Source organism: Sphingopyxis sp. NJF-3 (assembly GCF_053514865.1).
This window is the reverse complement of sequence record NZ_CM130726.1, coordinates 3232001-3255115: the sequence shown is the minus strand read 5'-3', so window position 1 is coordinate 3255115 and position 23115 is coordinate 3232001. Positions and strand designations below refer to the sequence as shown.

23 protein-coding genes are annotated in these 23115 nt (G+C 62.4%); 11 read left to right on the top strand and 12 right to left on the bottom strand.

Going from position 1 to position 23115, the window contains the following annotated elements:
- Positions 1–42 precede the first annotated feature (42 nt).
- From ACOTSS_RS15835 to ACOTSS_RS15825, 3 genes are all read right to left on the bottom strand, one after another.
- Positions 43–372, bottom strand: coding sequence for a hypothetical protein (locus tag ACOTSS_RS15835; RefSeq protein ID WP_231732868.1), 330 nt, complete (start codon positions 370–372; stop codon positions 43–45).
- 1 nt (position 373) lies between these two features.
- Positions 374–736, bottom strand: a complete 363-nt coding sequence (locus tag ACOTSS_RS15830; RefSeq protein ID WP_003046437.1) for a hypothetical protein — start codon at positions 734–736, stop codon at positions 374–376.
- 102 nt (positions 737–838) lie between these two features.
- Entirely contained in the window at positions 839–1660 is an 822-nt protein-coding gene (locus tag ACOTSS_RS15825; protein WP_003046430.1) for a MauE/DoxX family redox-associated membrane protein, read from the bottom strand.
- An 80-nt stretch (positions 1661–1740) separates the two neighbouring features.
- On the opposite strand from ACOTSS_RS15825, the gene ACOTSS_RS15820 reads away from it, so the two are divergent.
- Together ACOTSS_RS15820 and ACOTSS_RS15815 are read left to right on the top strand one after the other, a co-directional pair.
- Entirely contained in the window at positions 1741–2139 is a 399-nt protein-coding gene (locus tag ACOTSS_RS15820) for a MerR family transcriptional regulator (protein WP_003046425.1), read from the top strand.
- 642 nt (positions 2140–2781) lie between these two features.
- Positions 2782–4896 (top strand): TonB-dependent receptor, encoded by a 2115-nt coding sequence (locus tag ACOTSS_RS15815; protein WP_052181951.1) that lies wholly within the window; start codon positions 2782–2784, stop codon positions 4894–4896.
- A gap of 307 nt (positions 4897–5203) precedes the next feature.
- On the opposite strand, the gene ACOTSS_RS15810 is transcribed toward ACOTSS_RS15815, so the two are convergent.
- The 8 genes from ACOTSS_RS15810 to copC form a co-directional block, all read right to left on the bottom strand.
- Positions 5204–6481: a hypothetical protein gene (locus ACOTSS_RS15810; protein ID WP_037553287.1), complete on the bottom strand. Its 1278-nt coding sequence runs from the start codon at positions 6479–6481 to the stop codon at positions 5204–5206.
- 185 nt (positions 6482–6666) lie between these two features.
- Complete coding sequence (locus ACOTSS_RS15805; protein ID WP_223181176.1) at positions 6667–7260, bottom strand: c-type cytochrome; 594 nt, start codon at positions 7258–7260, stop codon at positions 6667–6669.
- 264 nt (positions 7261–7524) lie between these two features.
- On the bottom strand, positions 7525–8001 hold the full coding sequence (locus ACOTSS_RS15800) for a YybH family protein (protein ID WP_037553291.1): 477 nt from the start codon (positions 7999–8001) through the stop codon (positions 7525–7527).
- Positions 8002–8053: 52 nt separating this feature from the next.
- Complete coding sequence (locus ACOTSS_RS15795) at positions 8054–10375, bottom strand: heavy metal translocating P-type ATPase (protein WP_037553293.1); 2322 nt, start codon at positions 10373–10375, stop codon at positions 8054–8056.
- Between the two features lie 166 nt (positions 10376–10541).
- Positions 10542–11219 (bottom strand): class I SAM-dependent methyltransferase, encoded by a 678-nt coding sequence (locus ACOTSS_RS15790; protein ID WP_003046415.1) that lies wholly within the window; start codon positions 11217–11219, stop codon positions 10542–10544.
- Between the two features lie 137 nt (positions 11220–11356).
- On the bottom strand, positions 11357–12046 hold the full coding sequence (locus ACOTSS_RS15785; RefSeq protein ID WP_003046411.1) for a helix-turn-helix domain-containing protein: 690 nt from the start codon (positions 12044–12046) through the stop codon (positions 11357–11359).
- Positions 12047–12078: 32 nt separating this feature from the next.
- Positions 12079–13047, bottom strand: coding sequence for a copper homeostasis membrane protein CopD (gene copD / locus ACOTSS_RS15780; protein WP_003046408.1), 969 nt, complete (start codon positions 13045–13047; stop codon positions 12079–12081).
- 6 nt (positions 13048–13053) lie between these two features.
- A complete protein-coding gene (gene copC, locus ACOTSS_RS15775) occupies positions 13054–13386 on the bottom strand; it encodes a copper homeostasis periplasmic binding protein CopC (protein WP_448688979.1) in 333 nt (110 codons plus the stop codon).
- A gap of 194 nt (positions 13387–13580) precedes the next feature.
- Between copC and ACOTSS_RS15770 the strand changes: the two genes are divergently transcribed.
- The 9 genes from ACOTSS_RS15770 to ACOTSS_RS15730 all read left to right on the top strand — a co-directional run bounded on the left by ACOTSS_RS15770 (position 13581) and on the right by ACOTSS_RS15730 (position 22126).
- Entirely contained in the window at positions 13581–13847 is a 267-nt protein-coding gene (locus ACOTSS_RS15770; RefSeq protein ID WP_003046403.1) for a hypothetical protein, read from the top strand.
- 2 nt (positions 13848–13849) lie between these two features.
- Positions 13850–14287, top strand: a complete 438-nt coding sequence (locus ACOTSS_RS15765) for a periplasmic heavy metal sensor (protein WP_003046401.1) — start codon at positions 13850–13852, stop codon at positions 14285–14287.
- Entirely contained in the window at positions 14284–14868 is a 585-nt protein-coding gene (locus ACOTSS_RS15760; protein ID WP_003046398.1) for an RNA polymerase sigma factor, read from the top strand. Before ACOTSS_RS15765 ends, ACOTSS_RS15760 begins: the two co-directional genes overlap by 4 nt.
- 119 nt (positions 14869–14987) lie before the next feature.
- Positions 14988–16823 carry a copper resistance system multicopper oxidase gene (locus tag ACOTSS_RS15755; protein ID WP_374046507.1) on the top strand — a complete coding sequence of 612 codons (1836 nt, stop codon included), beginning with the start codon at positions 14988–14990 and terminating at the stop codon, positions 16821–16823.
- Positions 16820–18031 (top strand): copper resistance protein B, encoded by a 1212-nt coding sequence (locus ACOTSS_RS15750; protein WP_003046391.1) that lies wholly within the window; start codon positions 16820–16822, stop codon positions 18029–18031. The genes ACOTSS_RS15755 and ACOTSS_RS15750 overlap by 4 nt, the downstream gene beginning before the upstream one ends.
- Positions 18032–18123: 92 nt before the next feature.
- Positions 18124–18513 carry a DUF305 domain-containing protein gene (locus ACOTSS_RS15745; RefSeq protein ID WP_223181178.1) on the top strand — a complete coding sequence of 130 codons (390 nt, stop codon included), beginning with the start codon at positions 18124–18126 and terminating at the stop codon, positions 18511–18513.
- Between the two features lies 1 nt (position 18514).
- Positions 18515–19039, top strand: a complete 525-nt coding sequence (locus ACOTSS_RS15740) for a DUF411 domain-containing protein (RefSeq protein ID WP_003046385.1) — start codon at positions 18515–18517, stop codon at positions 19037–19039.
- 26 nt (positions 19040–19065) lie between these two features.
- Positions 19066–19413 (top strand): hypothetical protein, encoded by a 348-nt coding sequence (locus ACOTSS_RS15735; RefSeq protein WP_003046382.1) that lies wholly within the window; start codon positions 19066–19068, stop codon positions 19411–19413.
- A 241-nt stretch (positions 19414–19654) separates the two neighbouring features.
- On the top strand, positions 19655–22126 hold the full coding sequence (locus ACOTSS_RS15730) for a TonB-dependent receptor plug domain-containing protein (protein ID WP_003046379.1): 2472 nt from the start codon (positions 19655–19657) through the stop codon (positions 22124–22126).
- 36 nt (positions 22127–22162) lie between these two features.
- Here the strand turns inward: ACOTSS_RS15730 and ACOTSS_RS15725 are convergent, their stop codons facing one another.
- Positions 22163–23068 carry a LysR substrate-binding domain-containing protein gene (locus ACOTSS_RS15725; RefSeq protein WP_003046376.1) on the bottom strand — a complete coding sequence of 302 codons (906 nt, stop codon included), beginning with the start codon at positions 23066–23068 and terminating at the stop codon, positions 22163–22165.
- Positions 23069–23115: the final 47 nt, after the last annotated feature.

Genomic DNA, 23115 nt, shown 5'->3' with positions numbered 1-23115 from the left:
CGAAAGCCTCCCCGGCGTCTGTACGCCGGGGAAGAAAGACCGTTACCCTTGCGGGGGCATCCTTTGGTCGCCGGACATATTCTTCATGCAGTCCGCCGGACTCACCTTCATCATGTCGCAGTCGCAATGCGCCATCTGTCCCGGCTTGTCCTTGACCCAGACGCGGACTCGCGAGGTGGTATTGGACTTGTTCGGCCCTGGCACCTGGCGGGTCTGCCATTCATGATGGCCGCCGGACGGTTCTTGGGCGAGGACGGGAGCGGCAAGCGTTGCTGCCGCGAGCGCGGCAACGGCAAAAAACGGTTTCATGTTGAATTCCTTGATTGAAAAGCGTGAAACCGCGCGCCGGGACGAGCCGGTGCGCGTCGGCAATTCAGGCAAGAAATAGGGGCGGGTCGGGTTCGGGGCCGAATGTTCTTCCGGCGAGGCGCCGGACAGGAAGCGGATCGAAAGAGCCGGCGACAAATGTCTTTTCGGCAAGGGGGGTAGCCGGAGAGACGACGGCGGGCGGTAGCGCGCAGCCCATCTTGGCGATGCAGTCGAGCGTGAGGCCCTTGCACGGAGCGCTCTTCTGGGATTTTTTAATCCCCATCATCTCCGCGCATTCGTCGCTCATCGCCGCCGCGAACGCCGTCTCGGCCGACGGGAGCGCGGGCGCCGAGGCGAATGCGGTCTCCTGCGCCAGAAGGCCGAGTAAGGCTCCGACAAGAAGTAGAAAGGTGAGCCAGCGTTTCACGGTCGAAGCATGATCCTTGTCAAACTTGGCGTCAATCTAAACCGGGGTGGAGATCCCGCTCACTTGTTCGCCGACTGTCCCGTCGTGGTTACGCCGGACCCGTTAAGAATGGCCCATTGTCATGGCGGCGGGCGCGACCAGCATCCACAGCGCCATGGCGATCATCATCAGATTTTCGGTCAGTGAGATGAAACCCAGCGGCACATTGCTGTCGCCGCCGACGCAGGCGCATTTGAGTTCGCGCTTGTCGATATACACCGCCTTGAACACCGACACGGCGCCGATGATCCCGATGAACAGCGCCACCGGAATCGATATCCAGTTCAGCGCGCCAGAAATCATCAGGATGCCGGCAAGACCCTCCGCAAAGGGATAGATGGTAGCATAGGGTACCCAGCGTTTGGCGAGCAAGTCATAGTTCAGGAACATGCTCGAGAAGCTCTCGATGTCGCGGAGCTTGAGGAAGGCAAGCAACGCCATGCTGAACCCGATAAACCATTCGGCGGCACGGATTGTGAAGGGCGTGCCCGACACCGCTTGGCTGGCGGCCAGCGCCATCAGCGCGGTGATAGAGAAGAGCGCGATGACGGGCTTATAGGTAAGCGCCTTAGGATCGCGGACTTTCAGACCGAGATGGCGCCTCAGATCGTCAAGACCGCCGATCCGCTCGCCTTCGATGAAGGTCTGCGGCGTCGTCGCGACGCCATGTTTCGCCTTGAATGCGTCGGTTTCCTCGCGGGTCGTCAGCCAGACATCCTCGACGTCATAGCCGCGGCTGCGCAACAGATGCAGCGCCTTCAGGCCATAGGGGCAGATATGCTGCTCCATCACCATGCGATAGATGGTCGCCCGCGGCTTGCCCGAAACCGCCGCACCAGTGTGCGCTGGCGCGCTTTCGTTCGCGCGCTGAACCTGCATATTCATCGATTCGCCTTTCTTGATTCCCGATCGCTTCCCGCTATATAGGCTCCGTACCATAGTACGGAGTCAAGGCCTTGCGTGACATGACCATCGGCCAGCTTGCCCGGCAGGGCGGCGTCAATGTCGAGACGATCCGCTATTACCAACGCCGCGGCCTGTTGCCCGTTCCGCCTCAGTCGGCCAGCGCCCCGTCGGAAGGCCGAGTCCGGCGTTACGACGAGGCGGTTCTGCGCCGTCTGCGCTTCATCAAATCGGCACAAGCAGCGGGATTTACGCTCACCGAGATCGCCGAACTGCTCGAACTCGACGCGTCGAGCGATCGCGCGCGAGCGCGCGAACTGGCCGATGCGCGCATCGCGGCGATCGAAAAGACGATCGCCGAACTCGATGCGGCGCGGCGCGCGCTCATGGGCCTGTCGCGCCAATGCGCTGCCGCCGACACGCTCCACTGCCCGATCATAGCGGCGTTCGAGCAGGTCTAGCCCGACTGGCCTTGGCGGCGGATGGTGCTGACGGCCGGTCTCACCTCCCAACTGGTGTCAATCGGTCGCAAATGGTTCCAGCATCCCGGCTACAAGCGATGGGATGGTAATTCCGGCTGCGACATCGAGCAGAAGGCTAGCGCGGATCGCAGCCGCAGGTCTCGCCGCTGCCGCGTCCGGAGTTGCGACGGCCGTCCGAAGTGCCTGGGTCAGGCGCCATCGAATCTCCGCGGCTAGGACCGGCATCAGAGCGAACAAATAGGCTTCCACGGGGAAGACCTGACCATAGGGTCAAGCGAGCGATTGCGTCACGTGCACGGCGCCGACCAAGGCTCCGACGAGGGGCAGAAGCGAAAAGCGCCGCTTCTGGATGAAGGTAGGAGCCTTTGGGCGTTCCGGATCAACTTCATCCTGGCGATCTGAACAAATCGGGGAGCCCAATTCCAATGGTTTTACGTCGCCCGAACCATTTTTGAGGGATGAGTCGTTCTGGTGCGTAATCAATGTCAGTAGGGGATGTTGGGTGCTTGAACTCGGAAGCCGTAAGCAGCGGTTTCCGGGCATGCATGTTTTTGTCCTCGACTTCCCCGAAACTCATTTGGGCTGCGCGAAAGGGCAGTTCTTCGAAACAGGGGAAGCATAATGAACAAATTATACTGTTATTCGTCGACGAAGCGCGCAATGCAGCGAAGCTCGATGGCGGCGATTGCGGTGGCGGTCGCGTTTCCCGCGCAGGCTCAGGAAGCCCAGTCGGACGGCCTCGCCGAGATCATCGTAACGGCGGAGAAGCGCGAGGAAAATCTGCAGTCCGTTCCCGTCTCGGTGACAGCGATGACCGGCGAGGCGCTTACGGCAACGGGCATATCAAACGTCGAAGACCTCCAATTTTTTGTGCCGGGCGTGTCGATCACCAACGATTCCATGGCGATCATCAATATTCGTGGAATTGGCACCTCGGCGTTCGGCGTTGCGACCGACCCCAGCACGACAGTCCATTATGACGGCGTCTACATCTCGCGCCCGACCACAAGCTATCAGGATTTGTTCGACGTCGAACGCATCGAGGTGCTGCGCGGACCGCAAGGCGTTCTCTTCGGTCGCAACTCCGCCGGCGGCACACTCAACATCATTTCCAAAATGCCTACGGAGGATTTGACTGGCGCGCTGGGGCTCACCGTCGGAAATTACGAGAAGCGCTCGCTGAGCGGCACGATTTCTGGACCGCTTGGAGCGGGCGTCCGAGGCCGCCTCACCTTGCTTGCCAACCAGCGCGACGGCATCTACCGCGACGTCGTCTCGGGACGGCGATACCAAAACGAAGATAATCTCGCTGGACGACTGACGCTTGCGATTGACGCGAGCGACCGTCTTGAGATCGTGTTGCGGGCGGATGCCAGCCGTGATCGCGAGACCGGCGCGCGGTCTGTTCGGCCCTTTTATCCGCAAGGCTTCGTCGATGCGGGGGCGACGATCCCGGCCAATGACAAAGAGGCCGCACTCGACCGCCTGCCGCGTTACGATGTCGATGCCTGGGGCGTGTCCTCGACCATGAACTGGGACGGCGGCCCGGTCACGCTCCGCTCGATTACGGCGCTGCGCAAGAGCAAGGTCGTCCAGGCGCTCGACGTTGACTCGACTGACCTCTTCCTCCGCGATATCGAATTTTACGAACGTTCCCGCAGTTTCACGCAAGAGTTCCAACTTCTCAACAACGATGCGGACAAGCTGCGCTGGATCGTCGGAGCATTCTATCTGAATGAAAAGGGCAACGACGAAATACGGATCATCGAACCGGGTCGTCGGCTCGCGATCCCGGAAAACAATACGACGAATGCATTCGCGCTCTTCGGACAAGCAAGCTACGAACTCATCGACCGCCTGCGATTGACCGGAGGGCTTCGATACTCATACGAAAAAAAGGATTTCGGATATCGTGTCCTGCTGAACGGAAATCAGGTCGATGCCGGTCAGCCCAAATCATCCTGGACCGCCTGGACTCCGAAAATTGGGATCGATTACGACCTTGCCGATGACGTCATGGCTTATGCGTCGGCAACCCGCGGGTTCAAATCGGGTGGATTCCAGCTGGGAGACGGGCGGCCTTTCCTCCCGGAGTATGTCTGGAGCTACGAAGTCGGCCTGAAGTCGACGCTCCTCGATCGCCGGCTTCGAGCTAATTTTTCCGCCTTCTATTATGATTACACCAATCTTCAGGTGGTCGAGTATAATAATGGCGTTGCCAGTACCACCAACGCCGGCAAGGCGACGATCAAGGGCGTTGAAGCGGAACTGATGGCACGGCCGTTCGATCGCCTGACGCTTACATCCACGATCGCTTATCTCGATGCGCGCTACGATGTCTATTTTGACGACGTCGGCGCAAGCCTCAAGGGCAAGCGGCTGCCGAACGCGCCGAAGTGGAACATCACTTTCGGCGGAGAATATAAGGCCTCCCTGGGCGGCGGAATGCTGACATTACGGACCGATATCTCCTGGCGCGACAGCGTCTTTTTCAAGCCCAGCAACAATCCGCTTTTTTCCGGAAACGCCACGACCCTTATAAATGGGCGTGTCACATGGCAGCCGGCGAGCGAAGCGTGGGAAATTGCGCTTTATGGCCGAAATCTCACCAACGAGCGCTATGTGAGCTATAGTACGATCGGGACGGACGCGACGGGTGTCTCGAACCCTACTCTTCCGCTCTACATCTACGGCGAGCCGCGCCAGTATGGACTGCAGCTGCGCTACTTTTTCTGAGGTTCCTCGTCCTGCGAGGTCCCCCGGCGACTCCCCTACGGTCGTCGGTCCCCCTGGGCGCTTGCGCCCGGGGGGAATACTTCCTCTGAACGCAGGACATGATATGTCCCTGTTCTCACCGGCGCCGTTACTTGAACGGCCCTGCTGATGGCACGATGAGCCGGGCAGTAAGATGGCACGAACAGATACGGGCTAGTCCCATCCTGAACGTCGGTAGCGCGCGCGATTTCGATGCCCGGCTTTCCCTGTGACGCCGCGAGGATGCAAAGACCAACTGCTTTCGGAGGCCTACGCGTCGTCGGCTGCCTCACGGCAATGGATGGGAGATCGCCTTGATCGCCTTCAGGCCCGTACCGAAGCGGGCAATGGCGACCCTGTTCTGTTCGAGCTCGGCGTAGGGCAGGTAGGAAATGTCGAGATCACCGATCCGGCTGAAAGCCGGGCGTCGGAGCTGAGCGCGGACATCGGCTTCTCGCGCATCGGGTGCAACCAGGAAAAGTGGCGTCGACAAATGAAGATTCTCGCTGCTCAGCGCGAGATCAAGCATGCGGACAATTCCGGAATAAATGGATGTCGAATGCTCCACTTCGAATGCCGCCGCGACCGTAGCCGTCGATTGCTCGAGCCATAAGATGTCGATCAGTCTTATGGCATCGCTTCCTTGAGCGGTTGCGATGGCATGCGGCAAGCTATCGAGGCATCGAGACCCGAGCGGCACACCCTCATGAAGGCGCCCCCGGTCATTTGCCGCTACCCAGACGTCATATCCAAGTGCAAGCCCGAGGTCCCGAAGCCAGGATTGGACTTCGCTATGCGTCCGGTCGGTCTCTTTCTGATTTGCAAGCCCCTTATCGAACTTGTCGGACTGTGAGCGCGTTTCATTCAGCAAGGCCATCCAATCGCGCGCATTTTCGCTCGAACCGCTGAGCGGTGGGGCTGGAAACCGTCCCGATCCGATATCGAACAGCAGCCCTCCTATCGCCCCCAAATCGTTGGAAAGAAGATCCCGGTAGCGATCGTTGAGATCCAGAATGCCCGCGCGCATCGCGAGAAAATGCTCCCAACTGCCAAGCTTCACATTCGCACCCGTTAGCGCGTTGTAGCCCTTTACGATTGCCGTATTGAACGGAGGCACAAGAGTGGGATGCAGAAAATAGAGAATGTTGGCCACCGCAGGACCCAACCCCTTGATCTTCTGTCTATCGATTGCGAGGATCCCGGCGACGACCTCCTCGGCGGTATCGCAACAGGAGCAATGGTGAAGAAGTCTGCCAAAAGCTCGTTGATTGTCGGCGTTCTCGTAGATGTCCGGGATTCGGAGTTTGGGCTTCCACAAGAAAGCATGATCCGCACCTTTGAAAATCTGTCGTTGCTCGGCGATTGAATGAACAATGATCTCCAATGACGAGCCCCGATATGCCGCTCCGAAGGTGCCGGCCTCAATTTCGGCGACGACCTGCGAGATGCCTCTTCTGATCGACCGAAAATTCTTCAGTCGCTCCTCCCACAGGAACCAGCTTTGATAGGTCGAGCCGGAATCGCCGCGCCAGCGCTCGATCAGTTCGCGAACAAGGTCGCGCTTCATGTTTATAGCCCCCGCTTGATCCATTCCGAATTGCTGTTTTCCACCTGCGGCTTGCCGGCCAAGACAGTTCGCTCGATTCGGCCCTTAGCGAAAGGCGAAACCTTCCGTCCCACCGGCAAGGTGGGCGGGAATGGAAGGTCGAAACGAGCCCGTTCACGCCCGGCGCTGCATAATTGTCGACGACCTCAGTGCCCTGCGTGTTCGCCCGCTCCGCTTGGTTTCTGACTCGCGCCTTCCGCCTCTGTCATGCCCTTCATCATCGCGTCATGGTCCATTGGCGCATTCTGCGTAATAGCCTGATATTGTGCCGGCGACAGGCCAGGGAGTTTTCGGACAAACGCGACCATATCCCAGATGAGACGATCATCATGCGTTTTCCCCCAGGCCGGCATGGCGGTCATCTTGATGCCATGCTTGATGATCCAGAATTGCTCCGCAGCCGAACGTTCCGAACCTTTGAACAAGACGGGCGCTTGCGGATACAGCCCTTGACTCATTTCGGTCTTTTCCATCCCGGGCGCGAGATGGCAGCCGCTGCACATCTCGGTATAGAGACCTGCGCCCGACGCGATCCGCGCCGGAGCCGCCAAATCTGCCGGCACCGCGATCGATCCGGATCGCGCTGCGATGGACTTCTCCCTGAATGTTTCGATGACGCTGTAAGTCAGCCGGTTATGGGGGGCATCGGCCGCTATATTATATAGGCCGAGATAGACGGTGATCGCACCCGCGCCCGCTATCAGGGCCACCGCCAGCAGCGTGAACGTCACGCTCGGCATATGCTTTCGGAAATCGAAAGTTCGAAATCGCTCCATTATCTATCTCCCGCATAACAGGCCTTGAGCTTTGCAGCCGAACGCAATGCGGCGGCTGTTCAACAGATGATACGCACCCCAACAGCTTTGCCCTTGTCACAGACGAGGCAGGCGTTTCCGTACTTGCCGCGACGAGCCATTTCAGGGTGCCCACACCCGCTCGGGCTCATGCGTCCTGCTAGGTGTGGGTTCGGAGAGATCGTGAGGACTAGCCCCTTTTTTGCCCGCTCAGCTGCCACCCGCCGGTCGCACCTTCGGCTTGCGTGAGGAGCTGTGGAGATTGAAGATCTGCCACTTTCCGTTGTCCTGTTTGAGGACACTCGTAGCGACGCCATCCCGTTCGATGGTCTCGCCGCTCGCGAGCACAATCGAGAAGCTGTAGGTCTCGGTTGCGATCGCGATATTTCCTTCGCCGCGAACCGAAATCTTGTAATTGCGGAAGGTGAAGGATTTGAATTCCTTGAGTTCGGGACCCAGGTGATGGTCGCGATAGTGGGCGAAATTCCCTTCAACGCCGCCGGATTCGAATATCTGGGCGTCTGGCGAAAAGAGGGCCTCGACGCCGGTCAGGTCCAGTTTCTCCATCGCCGATTTATACTGCGCGAGCGCTGCCGCCGCGCCCTGAAAATCCGCAGGCTCGGTCGCCTGAGCCGGGACGGCCACCAGCATGGCCAATGCGATTGCTGTAATCGTCAGTCGTCTCATATCATTTCCCCTTGTTGTGCCGACACTTCACGAGTGCCTCCCGTGGTTTCGATCAGATTCTGGCAAAGCGCAGCCGCAAAGAATTGGCAATGACGCTGACGGACGAGAGTGCCATTGCAGCGGCGGCAATGACCGGCGAGAGCAATAGTCCGAAAATCGGATAGAGCACGCCCGCAGCGACGGGAATCCCGGCGACATTATAGGCGAAAGCGAAGAAGAGATTCTGACGGATGTTCGCCATCGTCGCATGGCTGAGATGCCGCGCCCGCACGATGCCCAGAAGGTCGCCGCGCAGTAGCGTCACACCCGCGCTTTCGATGGCGACATCGGTTCCCGAGCCCATCGCGATGCCGACGTCGGCGGCGGCGAGCGCGGGGGCGTCGTTGACCCCGTCGCCGGCCATGGCGACGATCCGGCCCTCTTCGCGCAGCCGCTGCACGACCGCGCTCTTCTGGTCGGGGAGGACATCGGCCTCGACGTCGTCGATGCCGAGGCGCCGCGCGATCGCCTCGGCGGTGACGCGATTGTCGCCGGTGAGCATGATGACCTTGATTCCGGCTTCGCGCAGCGCAGCGAGCGCGTCGCCCGTCGTTTCCTTGACGGGGTCGGCGATGGCGATGACCCCGGCCGCCTTGCCATTGACCGCGATGTAAATCGCCGTCGCGCCGTCTGTGCGAAGGCGGTCGGCTGCCTCGGTGAGCGCGCCCAGATCGACGTCATATTCTTCAAGAAAGCTCGCATTGCCGAGGACTATCGCCTTGTCGTCGACGACCCCGACGATACCCTTGCCGACCGGCTGGTCGACCCCCGATGGCTCGACCAGCGCGAGGCCCCGGTCCTCGGCGGCCTTGACGATCGCGGCCGCCAATGGATGTTCGCTGCTGCGCTCGAGGCTCGCGGCAATCCGGAGCAGATCCTGCTCCTCGAAGCCGCCGGCGACTTCGATGGCGACGACCGAGGGTCTGCCTTCGGTCAGCGTCCCGGTCTTATCGACGACGAGCGTGTCGACCTTCTCCATCCGCTCAAGCGCCTCGGCATTTTTGATCAGCACGCCGGCTTCGGCGCCGCGCCCCACGCCGACCATGATTGACATTGGCGTCGCGAGGCCGAGCGCGCAGGGACAGGCGATGATGAGCACCGAGACGGCGGCGATAAGGCCATAGGCCATGGCGGGCGCGGGCCCCAGAAGCGACCAAACAACGAAAGCGACAATGGCGACGACGATGACGCCGGGCACGAACCAGCCCGAAACGGTATCGGCGAGACGCTGGATCGGCGCCCGGCTGCGCTGCGCGTCGGCGACCATTTGTACGATCCGCGCGAGCATCGTGTCGCGCCCGACCTTCTCGCTGCGCATGAGCAGGCCGCCCGTCTGGTTGATCGTTCCGCCGATCAGCGCCGCGCCGGCCGCCTTGGTCACCGGCATCGATTCGCCCGTGACCATCGATTCGTCGACCGTGCCGCGGCCTTCTACGACGATGCCATCGACGGGGACTTTTTCGCCCGGACGGATGCGCAGCATGTCGCCGACCGCGACTTCCTCGAGCGCTACCTCCTCGTCGCTTCCATCGCTGCGGACGCGCCGGGCGAGCTTCGGTGTCAGGTCAAGGAGCGCGCGGATCGCGCCGCTCGTCGTCTCGCGGGCCCTGAGTTCGAGCACCTGCCCGAGTAGCACCAGCACCGTGATGACCGCGGCGGCCTCGAAATAGACCGCGACCGAGCCATCGGCGGCGCGGAAGGCTGCCGGGAAGATTTGCGGGAGAATCGCCGCGATCATGCTGTAGCCCCAGGCAACGCCCGTCCCCATCGCAATGAGGGTGAACATGTTGAGGCTCTTGTTGCGGATCGAGAGCCAGGCGCGCTCGAAGAAGGGCCAGCCCGCCCATAGAACGACGGGGGTCGCGAGCAGCATCTGGACCCAGTTGTTCGTCTGGCGGCCGACATATTGGTGGAGGCCTGTCAGATGGCCGCCCATTTCGAGCGCAACCACCGGGAGTGCGAGAAGGAGCCCGATCCAGAAGCGCCGCCGCATATCGCGATATTCTTCGCTGGGGCCGCCCGATGCTGTCGGCATGACGGGCTCGAGTGCCATGCCGCAGATCGGGCAGCTTCCGGGGCCGGCGCGCTGGATCTCGGGATGCATCGGGCAGGTCCAGATGGCGCCTTCGGGTGCATCGGCTGCGGCCGGCTCGCGTTTTGCGGCATAAAGATCGGGATCGGCCTCGAATTTGGCGAGGCAGCCTGCGCTGCAGAAATAGTGATGCTTGCCGCTATGCGTCGCGATATGAGGTGTGGTGGCCGGATCGACCATCATGCCGCAGACCGGATCAGTCGTGCTCCCGCTGCCTTTTTCTGCGCCCTGATGATCGTGCATCGCCGCCGCTCCCGTATGTGTCGGATGCCCGCCTCGCGGCGGGGCGGTCCAAACGCCACCGGTCGAGTTCGCCGTTGGCGTCGTTCCTGGCGGTTCCAGAATGGAGCCGCTTCTATCGATACGCAAGAAGAGCGGTTATCCCTTGGATTTTCTTTGCCCCGTGCCGTCAGGTCCCGGGCTTTCGGGCCTCGATGATCCCGATCGCACCGGTTGGCGTGCGGAACGTCTCAAGCTCGCGAACATCGCAAAAGCCTGCCTCTCTCATCAGCACCGGGAGCAATCCATCGGCGTTGGGCTGGGTGTCCTGGACGCCGTCGAGCTGCTGGATCGTGAGGCGGAACAACAACCGCATGAGGCGGCTGCGCTGTTCCCCATAGTCGGCAACATAGAGTTTGCCGCCCGGCGCGAGCACCTGCCGGGCCTCGCGTAGCAGACGTGCCTTTTCCTCAAGCCCGACCTGATGAAGGACGAGGCAGATCGCAATCTTGGCAGGCGGGGGCCAGTCATCGATCGCCGAAGCCGCGAAAAAGCCAACTCGAAACTCCGGCGGTGGAACAATCTGCGCGGTCTTCGTTCGGGCAATTCGCGTCGCTGCCTCGTCGGGGTCGAAACCAAGATAGCGGACGTCCCGGCTATGGCGAGCGATCGCCAGCGCAAGATTTCCCGTACCCGAGCCGATATCGAGAATGACGTCACCCTCGCCGAGCGCCATATGGCGAACGAGACGGTCGCGCCACACGCGCTCGCGCGTTGTCACCGCGACGCCGAAATCATAAAAGGGCGTCAGGAAGTGATATCCTGCCGCTGGCGTGTAGGATCTTGCTACGGGTTTCGGGTCGGGCATGGCCGTCTCCTTTCGACGCTTTGGCTTGCCGCCGGATTGCGGCCGCAATCGCCGGTCTCGACGAGACGCTTAAGGGCAAACAGGCGCGGCAGTCTTGAATGTTTCGCCGGGGCGACGCGGTGCGAGGCGCATCCGGCTCAGGGCACGATTTCGAACGCGAAGGCACTAAGGCCGGCCGAAGGCGTCACGCCTAGCCATTGAGCGCAGCGGCGCGTGAAGTGCGACTGATCGGCGAAGCCTCCCGCCGCCGCGGCGTCGGCAAGACCTCCGCCGCCGACCAGCGTCCGCACGGCGCGTTGAAGCTGGAGCCATTGCAGCAATTTGGCCGGAGGCACGCCGAAGTCGCGGCTGACGATTTCGCGGAGGCGCGAGGGCGAAAGGCAGGCGACGTCGGCCAAGGCGCGCGCGGTCGACAAATCGTCAGGGGCCGCGAGCACTTCGGACAGGCGGGCATCCACCGGACGCGCCTGCGAGCGGTCGAGATAGTCGGACGCCCAGCGCTTCGCGTCCGCGCCGCTTGCGATGTCACCTAGTCCGGCTGTCTCTATCGGCGTCAACAGGACAGGCGCCGATCCGGCGGACAGCCGGGTGCCGGCACGAAAAAGCGGGTCGAGATAAAATGACCGCACGAGGGCGCCCGGCGGCCCGAGGCGGTGCCGGACATGCGACGCTATCGCAATGGCGTGTCCGGCGGGAACTATCAGGTCGGCATCACCGGAAATTTCGAGGTCGCGTTCGATGGCGAGGCTGATCTGGTGCGCCACATGGTTATGGGGACGGCTGCTCCCGATGCGCGCGTCAATGAGCGCCCAGCCGGTCCCGAGCATGATCGAACCCGACCAAGAGGCGGTGCTTGGGGTCAAACCGGATCGGCGGTGACGAAGGGTTCGAGCGTACCGAACCAGGCAACCAGCGCGAGTATGGCGAGCGCGGCCGACGCTTCGATGATGAGGCTTCTGCGCATGGCTGCAATCGCGAGGTCGGGGTCGGCGTCGACATTGTCGGTATCGGTCCCCGGGACGGCGGCCGCGAGCGCCGGGGTCAGCCGCCAGCGGTTCGCCGCCGCGAGCGCCAGCATCAGTCCGAACAGCGCAAGCTTGGCGAGAAGCAATTGTCCATAGGGCGAGCCGAGGGAACGGCCGAGATTCTCGGCGCCGACGATCATCTGGCTGTTGACGAGGCCGGTGGCGGCGATGACGAGGACGCAGATCGTACCGACGCGCGAGAATTGATCGAGGCTCCGCGCCGCAATTTGGAGTCCGCCCGGCCATTCGCGGACACGACGTGGTGAGATCAGGATCAGGAAGGCGCCGATCGCGCCGATCCAGACCGCCGCTGCAATCAGGTGCAAGATGTCGCTGATCCGGTGCACGGTGCCTGCGGCGCCTTCGGTCGCGCCGGCGTGGCCGGACCAGACCAGACTCGCGACGGCCACCGAGCCCGCGGCCGCGAGTACGGCGGCCGAAGTTGTCGGCCAGCGGACCATCCAGATCGCGACTCCCAGCGCGAGCAGCAGCGCTGCGCTCCGGTAGACCCAGGCTGTGCCGACCTCGGTCTCGCGAACAAGGTCCCAAAAAGGCTGGAGTTCCAGGGAGAGGAGCCCCACACCCTGCATCGAAGCCGCGAGCACGCCCATCCCCAAGATGGAGAGAAGCAGTCCGGCGGCGCAGAGCCATCGCTCTGCGCGCCAGATCGAGGCCATCATCGACTGCGGCGCAAGGCGTTCGCTCCGTGTCAGCGCAAAAAGCGGGAACGCAGCAAGGCCGGCGATGAGCATCAGGTCCGCATAAAGTGCGAACCTGATGCCGATCAGAACGGGGTCCCCCACCGTCTTTTACTTTACGGTGAAGCTGAATTCGCTGCCCATGCGGTGGGTATCAGCGCCCGCCGCCGACCATGTGACCTTGTAGGTTCCGGCTGTCAGCGGCCGCTTGAGCATCAGCATCGCCGACTTGCCCTCTTTGCCCATCATCGACGAGTAAGGCACCTTCATCGGGGCATGATTGGCCATGCCGGGCATGCCGGTCATGACCAGCTCGATCTTGAGGGTCGAGGCGACGATCTTTTCGTTGAACTGAAGATTGACCGACGTGACCTTCGAAACGGTCGAATTGGCGGCGGGCGTCGAGCTGACGAGCTTGGTGTGCGCGCTTGCCGTGGCCGGCATGAGAAGCAGAGCGAAAGCCGCCGCTGCAGAGGGGAGAAGAGACTTGAACATGAACACCTCCAAATGCGTGTCTGTCCTGCTAATACGCAGGATATCGGCATGGCCCTCAAATATTCCGGAATAATATTCTGGTGTGAGGGGTGAGGCGCTTCGGCGCGTATGTACAATGATGGAAAGGTTTGAAGAGACGATCGATGGATAAGGAGCTTCGCATTTTGAACAGGATCGATCTGCCCGCAGCGCTCGATGCGCTCGATGATCGCATCATGGGCGCATTGGCGATCCGCCGGCGCGAAGCGGTAGCGATGCGCCGCCTGATGGCGCTCGCGGCCTTTGTCTCGCTCGGCGGCGGTGTCTTTGCGGGGAGTGCGATTTCCCAGCCGGCGGTCGCGGCAAGCCCCCTGACCCCATTCGGCCCGCCTAGCGCATTGGTGCCTTCCACCTTGCTGGATGTACAGTAGCGATGCCGTCGCGCCGTCTTCTTCTCTTGGGGCTCATTGCCTTCGCCGCGGCGATTGCCGGCGTGTTCATCGGCCGTCTGGTAGCCGATGCGCCCAAAGCCAGCGAAACCGAACTTCATGCGCTTCTCCACGGCCAACTCGACCTGACCCCGGAGCAGGAAAAGAAACTCGAGCGGATCGAAGCCGACTTCGCCGGTCGCCGCCAGGCGCTCGAACTCGAGATGCGCGCCGCCAATGTCCGGCTCGCGCAGGCGATCGAAGCCGAGCATGGCTATGGACCGCGCGTCACCGAGGCGATCGACGAGACGCATGAGGTGATGGGGACATTGCAGAAGGAAACGCTCCAGCATCTCTTCGCGATGCGCGGGGTTCTCAACCCCGATCAAGCGGAAATGTTCGACAAAAGCGTGGTCAAGGCGCTGACCGCCGATGCGCGGTGAGCGCCGACCTATCGCAATGTAGCGACCAGGATCTGGCGGCCTTTGCGCGCGCGCACCGCGAAGACGCCTATCGCGAGTTGCTGCGCCGTTACAAAACGGGCGTCTACCGGCTCATCGTAAAGCAGATCGGCGATGCCGACGAGGCGATGGATTTGACGCAGGAGACGTTCGTCTCCGGCTTTTCGGCGCTCGATCGCTATGATGGCGAACGCCCCTTCCGCACATGGATCGCCCGTATCGCGCTCAACAAATGTCGCGACTGGGCACGACGGCGAAAGGTGCGCGCCTTTTTCTCCCGCGCGCTCCCGCTCGAAAATGCGCATCACGTAGCAAGCGATGGTCCTGGGCCCGATTCCGCGGCGACCGACAGGCGAGAGCTCGCCAGGGTTCGCGGGGCGATCGATCAGCTGCCGCAGAATTTGCGCGAAGTGTTGCTCCTCCGCGGTGTCGACGAGGTCAGCCAGGCCGAAACAGCGGTCATTTTGCGGGTCAGCGAGAAAACAGTCGAAACGCGCCTCTATCGAGCGCGGACCAGGCTCCGGGAATTGCTCGCGGGAACATCTGCGAGCGCCGAGGGTTGAGGGTTCGACCGCTCGTTCAGGCGGCATCTCCTCATCGTCCGGCATTTTTATTGAGGGGCAGGCGTGCCGCCTGCGTATAGCTTTAGGAACAGTCAGTAACGGTCGGAAAGAATATGCAGATGGAAAGGCGTCGGTTCGTCAGTGGAGCTTTGGGTGGAGGGGCTGCTGCGGCGATGGCCGCATGGTTCCCGGCCTGGGCCCAGCCGGTGTCGTCCGGCATCACCGCGCCGCTTCCGACCGTATCCGGCAATGACATAACGCTGCGCATCGCGCGCCAGACGATGCGCATCGACGGCAAGGTCAGTCGCGCGATCGGGATCAACGGCACCGTGCCCGCGCCGCTCGTCCGGCTGAAGGAGGGACAAAACGCGCGCCTCACCGTCGTCAACGATCTCGACGAGGACAGCTCGATTCACTGGCACGGCCTGATCCTGCCGTTCCAGATGGACGGCGTGCCCGGCGTCAGCTTCCCCGGGATCAAGCCGCGCTCGAAGTTTGTCTATGAATTCCCGGTCGTTCAATCGGGGACCTATTGGTATCACAGCCATTCGGGGCTTCAGGAACAGCTCGGCCATTATGGCCCGATCGTCATCGATCCCGCGGGCGCCGACCCGATCGGCTACGACCGCGAGCATGTCGTCGTCCTGTCCGACCACAGTCAATTGTCGCCCGAGGCGATCTTCCGCAAGCTCAAGGTCAATCCCGGCCATTTCAACATGCAGCGCCAGACGCTGGCGGGCCTGCTTGCCGGCAAGGATCAACCGCTCAAGGAGCGGATCGATTGGGGCAAGATGCGGATGGACCCGACCGACGTCGCCGACGTCAATGGTTCGACCTACACCTTCCTCGTCAACGGCCATGGTCCGCGCGACAACTGGACCGCGCTCTTCAGCCCCGGCGAGCGGGTACGCCTGCGCATCGTCAATGCGTCGGCGATGACGATCTTCAACGTCCGTATCCCGGGCCTCAGGATGACCGTCGTCCAGGCTGATGGGCTCAATGTCGTGCCGACCGAAATCGACGAGTTCCAGATCGCGGTCGCCGAAACCTATGACGTCATCGTGACCCCGGTCGAGGACCGTGCTTATACGCTCGTTGCCGAGGCCAATGACCGCTCGGGCATGGGACGCGCGACGCTCGCACCGCGCGCTGGCATGGTCGCCGAGGTGCCGCCGCTCCGCGAACGGCCGCTCGCGACCATGAAGGACATGGGCATGGGCGACATGTCGGGCGGCGCGATGGCGGGTATGGACCATTCGGGCGGCGATATGGGCGCCATGCCCATGCCGGCGAGCGACCCTTCTTGTCCTCCCGAACATGCCAAGATGGGCCATTGTACGCCAGCGGGGGAAAGCGGCGCGATGGCGGGCATGGATCATGGATCTGGCGGAGGCATGCAGCACAGCATGCGCGACTTCAGTGTCGCGCCGCAGGTCAAGCGCGATCCCAGCGTTCAGACGATCTCGCCGATGCCGATGGATCGCATGGGCGAGCCGGGGCAGGGACTGGAGAATGTCGGGCACAAGGTGCTGACCTACCATGACCTTGTCGCGCTCGAGCGCAACCCCGATACCCGCGCCGCCTCGCGCTCGCTCGACATCCATCTGACCGGCAATATGGAACGCTTCATGTGGTCGTTCGACGGCATCAAGATGTCCGACTATCACGAGCCCATCCCCTTCATCGAGGGAGAGCGCGTGCGGATCAACCTCATCAACGATTCGATGATGAGCCACCCCATCCACCTCCACGGCCATTTTTTCGAACTGGTGACGGGCAAGGGCGACCGGTCGCCGCGCAAGCATACGGTGCTTGTCCAGCCGGGCGGCATCGCGAGCTTCGATTTCACCGCCGACGCGCTCGGCGACTGGGCGTTCCATTGCCACCTTCTCTATCACATGCACGCGGGGATGATGCGCGTCGTCAGCGTCCGTCCGAAGGGAGACGGCGAATGACCCGGGTCGCGCTTCTCCTCGCGGGTATCGCCCCGCTGGCCTTTGCTGTGCCCGCCGCGGCGCAGTCGATGGATCATTCGATGCATGGTGCGGCGCCCGCGCCGACACCCGCTCCCTCGCCAACGCCAGCACCCGTAGCGCAGTCCGCGCCCGAAGCGCCCGCCGAAGGGTCGATGGAGCAGATGGACCATGGGAACATGCAGGGCATGGACATGGAACCCGAGGCTTCAAGCTGCCCGCCCGAACATGCGGCGATGGGTCATTGTACGCCTGAGGCGGAAGCTCCAGGCAAGGGCGCTTCGGACATGGGTGCGATGGATCATGGCGCACCGCAGCCGTCCGATCCCGATTGCCCGCCCGAACATGCCAAAATGGGCCATTGCACCCCGAAGGGCGGATCTGCGGACGCGATGGCGGGAATGGAAGGCATGGCGACCACGAGCAGCGCTAGCGGCACCGATTTGCCGCCGGGCGATGCTACCGCGCCTGCGCCTCCCGGCGACTGGTATGCCGATCGCATTTATCCCCAAGCCGAAATGGAGCATTCGCGCCACGACATGATGAAAGAGAATGGTGCGCAGACCATCGCTTTCATCAGCTTCAACCTTGCCGAATATCAGGCGCGCAAGGGCCGCGACGGGTTCCGCTGGGACGGTGAGGCTTGGTACGGCGGCGACATTAACCGGCTGACGATCAAGAGCGAAGGCGAGGGCGTGTTCGGCGAAGGCATCGAGAGCGCCGAGGTACAGGCGCTCTACAGCCGGGCGATCGGACCCTATTTCAACGCGCAGGCGGGTATCAGGCAGGATCTTGGGCCCGGCCCCGACCGCACCTATGCGACGATCGGCTTCGAGGGGCTCGCCCCCTATTGGTTCGAAGTCGAGGGCGCGCTGTTTCTTTCGAACAAGGGTGATCTGCTCGCCCGGCTCGAAGGCTATTACGACCAGCGCATCACCCAGAAACTGATCCTCCAGCCGATGGCGGAGGTCAATTTTGCGCTCCAGGATGTCCCCGAGACCGGCGTTGGTTCGGGGCTTTCGGATTTCGAGCTCGGGCTTCGCCTGCGTTACGAGGTCGTGAAGGAATTCGCGCCTTATGTCGGCGTCGAATGGGCGCGCAAGGTCGGCGATACCGCGCGTTTTGCCCGCGCCGCGGGCGAGGATGCGAGCGGCGTCAGCTTCGTGATGGGGGTGCGGGCCTGGTTCTAGAAGTTTCGCGGGGTGGCGACACGTCGAGGAGAAATGCCGTGAAACCAGCCTATCGCAGCCTCGCGCTGCAGACGATCGTCAGCGGCGTCATCATGTATCTGGTGATGTTCGTCATGATCGACCGCCTCTCGAGCTTCTACAATAATCTCAACATGCTCTACATGACGCTGATGATGGTCTCGCCGATGGTCGTGCTGATGATCGTCGCAATGCCGGGCATGTTCCCGTCGAAACGTCTCAATACGTTCCTGCTGCTGGGATCGGCAGTTGCCTTCTTCGGGAGCTTCGGGCTCATCCGGACACAGACGACGATCGGCGACACGGCCTTCTTGCGTTCGATGATCCCGCATCACTCGGGCGCGATCCTCATGTGTGAACAGGCTTCTCTCAAAGATGCCGAGATACGCGAACTCTGCCGCGGCATCATCGCGGGGCAGGCGGCCGAAATCGAACAGATGAAATCCATTCTCGCGAGGAAATGACATGAAAAATCTGATGACGCGCCGTCATCTTTTCGGCCTGATTGCGGTCGGATCGGGGATGGCGCTTGCGGCATGCAATTCTGCCTCGGGCCCGGCGGCGACCAGCGATAAGAATGGCGCGGCGCCCGCGCCGGGCGCCGAGACGTCCAGCCCCAAGCGAATGCTCGTTTATCGCGATCCCGAATGCGGCTGCTGCGAAGCTTGGGCGGATATCGCACGCAAGGCCGGTTATGATGTGACTGTCGAGAACCGCGCTGACATGGCCGCCGTAAAGACGCGATATGGTGTGCCTGGCCAGCTGGCGTCGTGCCACACGGCCGTGATCGGCGGCTATGCGATCGAGGGTCATGTGCCGATGCGGCATGTTGCGAGACTCCTCCACGACAAGCCACGCGACATTCGCGGAATCGCCGTGCCCGGCATGCCGCGCGGTTCTCCGGGAATGGAAATGCCGGACGGAAGCGCGGACGCATTCGAAGTGATGGCATTCGGCAGCGACGGCAAGGTTTCTGAATTCCGCGCATGACCTGCCGACACGAAGAGGAGACAGATATGACGAGATTCATTCCCCTAGCGAGCGCCGCCGCGCTGATATTTGCTCTGGCAGGATGCGGCACTGAGCCCGCGCAGCAGAGCGACGTCACACCGGAACAGAGTGAGGTCACTGCCGGTGAGCCGCCCGCAATGGTCGAGACCATGCCCGTAGCGGACGAGCCGCCCGCCGCGTCTGCCCCGGCGGCGCCGACCGAAGAAGCGATGCCTCCGGAGAAATCCCGCCCCAAGCAAGAACCCGCCGCGAAGGCCGCTGTGCCGCCGCGGGCAAAGGCCGCGCCGGAAGCGCCGAAACCTGTCGAACCCGAACCCGATCCTCATGCCGGGCACGATATGGACAAAAAATAAGGAGCATGTGCCGACGCGGCATGTCGCCCGGGCGGTCGAGGACAAGCTGCGCGAAGTGTCCGGCATCGCCGCGCCCGGCATGCCGCGCGGTCGGGCGCTGCTCGATGCCGCAGCGAGAGATATAACCATATGGAATAACCATCTCGTTTATAGCGATGAGTGGTGATTATTTCTGGTCATGCCAAGGCCGCGAAGATAGCTCGGTGGCGAAGCCGAGAGCTTTCGCAAATGGGAGGGGACCATGAGAAAATTGCTTCGCACGAGTGGCTCGATTATCGCCGTCCTGGCAGGCATGTCGGCCGCCGCCGCCTTCGCGCAGGATAACGCCAAAGAGGCGCCGGGGCCAGGCGCGTCGCAGGGCGAAATCGTCGTGACGGGTACGCGGCGGAACGATCTCAAGGCGGCCGATTCCGCTCAGCCGATCGACATCATCACCGGTGCCGAACTGCTCGAAAAGGGCACGGCCGACATGAATGATCTCCTGCGCACCGAGGTCCCGTCGCTCAATGTCCAGCGCCTCGTCAGCAACGACGGCGCCGTTTTTACCCGGCCTTTCTCGCTGCGCGGCCTGCCGCCGGACCAGACGCTGGTGCTCGTGAATGGCAAGCGGCGCCATCGCGGCGCGACGGTCCAGTTCACCAATGTTCCCTATATCCGGGGATCGCAGGGACCCGATCTTTCGGCGATCCCGTCGATCGCGATCGGCCAGCTCGAGGTTCTGCGTGACGGCGCGTCGGCGCTCTATGGATCGGATGCGATCGCCGGCGTCCTCAATTTCGGTCTGCGCCGCGACCGCGAAGGCGGATTGCTGATCGCCCGCTATGGCCAATTCTATAAGGGCGACGGCGAGGATTTCCTCGTCCAGGGCAATGTCGGGCTTCCCTTCACCGACGCCGGTTTCGTCAACATCAGCGGCGAATATGTGAACGCCAGCACGACGTCGCGCGGCATTCAGCGTCCCGACGCGCAGGCGCTCATCGATGCCGGCGTTCAGGATGTCCCGGTCCCGGCGCAGCGCTGGGGAAATCCCGAATCCGAGGCGGCGCGCATCTTCGTCAATGCCGGCATCGAACTGTCGGACGAGATGGAATTCTACACCTTCGGCAACTATAGCTGGAGCCGCGGCACGACGGCCTTCTTTTACCGCAACCCCGATGCCAGCTTCATTTCCACCTCGATTCCGCTCACCAATACGCCCGGAGGACAGCGGTTCAGCTTCCGCCAGCTCTTTCCCGGCGGTTTCACCCCGGATTTCGGTGCCACGGTGACCGATGCGGCGCTGGCGGCCGGCCTCAAGGGCGAATTCTCCTCGGGCCTGACCTATGACCTCAGCGCTTCCTATGGTCAGAACCATGCTTCCTACCGGATCGAAAATACGGTCAATCCGTCGCTTGGCCTCGCGTCGCCGACCTCCTTCAAGCCGGGGCAGCTCGAGCAGCGCGAACTCGCTTTCAATCTCGATCTCACTTACCCCATCGCGATCGGCACCTCCGATCCGCTGACGCTTGCAGGCGGTCTCGAGTATCGGCGCGAGACATATGAGATCACGGCCGGCGACATCGCATCATGGCAGGTTGGTCCTTTCGCGTCGGTCATCGATCCCGATACCGGAAACCGCGTCGGACTGCCGGTCGGCTCGAACGGCTTCCCGGGCTTCAGTCCCATCCAGGCGGGCGAGTTCGCGCGCAGCAACTGGGCCGCCTATACGTCGCTCGAAGGCAATCTCACCGACGCGCTCCAGTTCGGCCTTGCCGGCCGCTACGAGAATTACTCGGACTTCGGCTCGAAATTCACCTGGAAGATCAACGGGCGATATGATTTCTCGGACGTCTTCGCGGTGCGCGGATCGGTCAACACCGGCTTTCGGGCGCCGACGCCGGGCCAGTCGAACGCCTCGCAGGTCCAGACCAACATCGACTCGATAACCGGGGCGCCGCTGACCGCAGGCATTATCGCGCCCAACAATCCGGTGGCGCAATTCTTCGGCGCGACGCCGCTTCGGCCCGAGAATTCGTTCAACGTCGCCGGCGGCATCGTGGTGAAGCCCTCCAATCGCATCACCTTCACGCTCGACTATTTCAACATCAAGGTCGAAGACCGGATCGCCGTATCGGGCAATTTCAATCTCACCCCGGCGCAGCGTGCGCAGCTCGCGGCGCTTGGCATTCCCGGTGGGGATTCCTTCCAGCAGGTGAGCTTCTTCACCAATTCCTTCGACAGCCGCACCCAGGGCGTCGATGCGGTGCTCACCGTGGGCTTCGACCTCGGCGACGGCAAGGCCACGCTCGGCCTCAACGGCAACTATACCAAAACCGATGTCATCAAGGCCTCGCCGGTGATCACTGCGGACCGCGAGCGGCTGCTCGAACTCGAGGGCTTCGTTCCGAAGTGGAAGGGCAATGCGTCCTTCACTTATGCGGGCGAGCGCTTCGGCTTCGTCGCGCGCGCGAACTATTATGGCAAATGGACCGACTATGGCGCCGCACCGGCTGCCGACCAGACGGGCGGCGCCGAACTGCTGGTCGATCTCGAGCTGTCCTACAAGGTTAGCGACATGCTCAAGCTCGCGGTCGGCGGCGAGAATATCTTCGACAATTACCCCGACGTCGAGGCGCGGCAATCCCAGATCAACAACGGGATCCGATATCTCCGCTTCGCGCCGACGGGGTTCAACGGGGGCTTCTGGTACGTCCGCGCGACCGCCTCCTTCTGATCGGTGGCCGTGAGGGCCGTGCGGCGTCTTGTGTCTTCAGCTGGCGTCGGAGCCGAACATCGCGTCGCGGTGGGATTCGAGCACCGCGATAAAGGCCGCAGCGACTTGGGACATCGGCCTCAACTTCGGCGTGAAGAGCATATATTCGAAATGGACCTCCGGCGCGAAATCACGGACCGTAAGGCCCCGCTCGGCATAATCCGCTGCGGTCACGGGGTTGAGAATCGAACATCCGACCCCCTGCATGACAAGCGCGCAGATGGTCATCGCATATTGGGTTTCGATGACCATCTCGCGGTGGACGCCCGCGTCCTCGAAAATGCGGTCGATGCGGTGACGCACGCCGTCCTCGAGCGCGAGCGAAATGAAGGGCTCGCCCTCGAGATCGGCCGGCCGGATGACGTCCTTGACGGCCAAGCGGTGGCCGGCAGGGAGAACGCAGGCGCCGGGGCAGCGCAGGAAGCGCTCCATCCTTATGCCGGGCAATTCGCGCGCCGGCGTCGCGAGCCCGATGTCGAACTGCTGGTTCGCCATCCATTGCCGCACCGTCGAGGAACTGCGGGTCTGGAGCTGAACGGTGACGCCGGGATGTGTCTCGCGAAAGGCCGCGATCACACGCGGCAGGAAACTGACCGCGAGCGCCGGAAGGGCGGCGATCCGGAGCGTGCCGGTCGCCATGTTGCGGATGTCTTCCGCTACCCGCTTCAGGGCCGCAATGCCCGAGAAGCTCCGCTCGACTTCGTAGAAAAAGGCGTCGGCTTCGGGCGTCACGGTGAGCGCGCTGCCGCGCGAACGCAGGAAGAGCTGAAAGCCCAGCTGATGCTCGAGCTCGGCAAGCATCTTGCTCACCGCGGGTTGCGACAGGTTGAGCGACTGCGCGGCCTGGGTGACCGATCCCGAGAGCATCACGGCCCTGAAGGCTTCGAGGTGACGCAGGTTCATCGGACATCGCTCCCTATAGCTATTTCTTATGGCGCTAGCATTGAAAG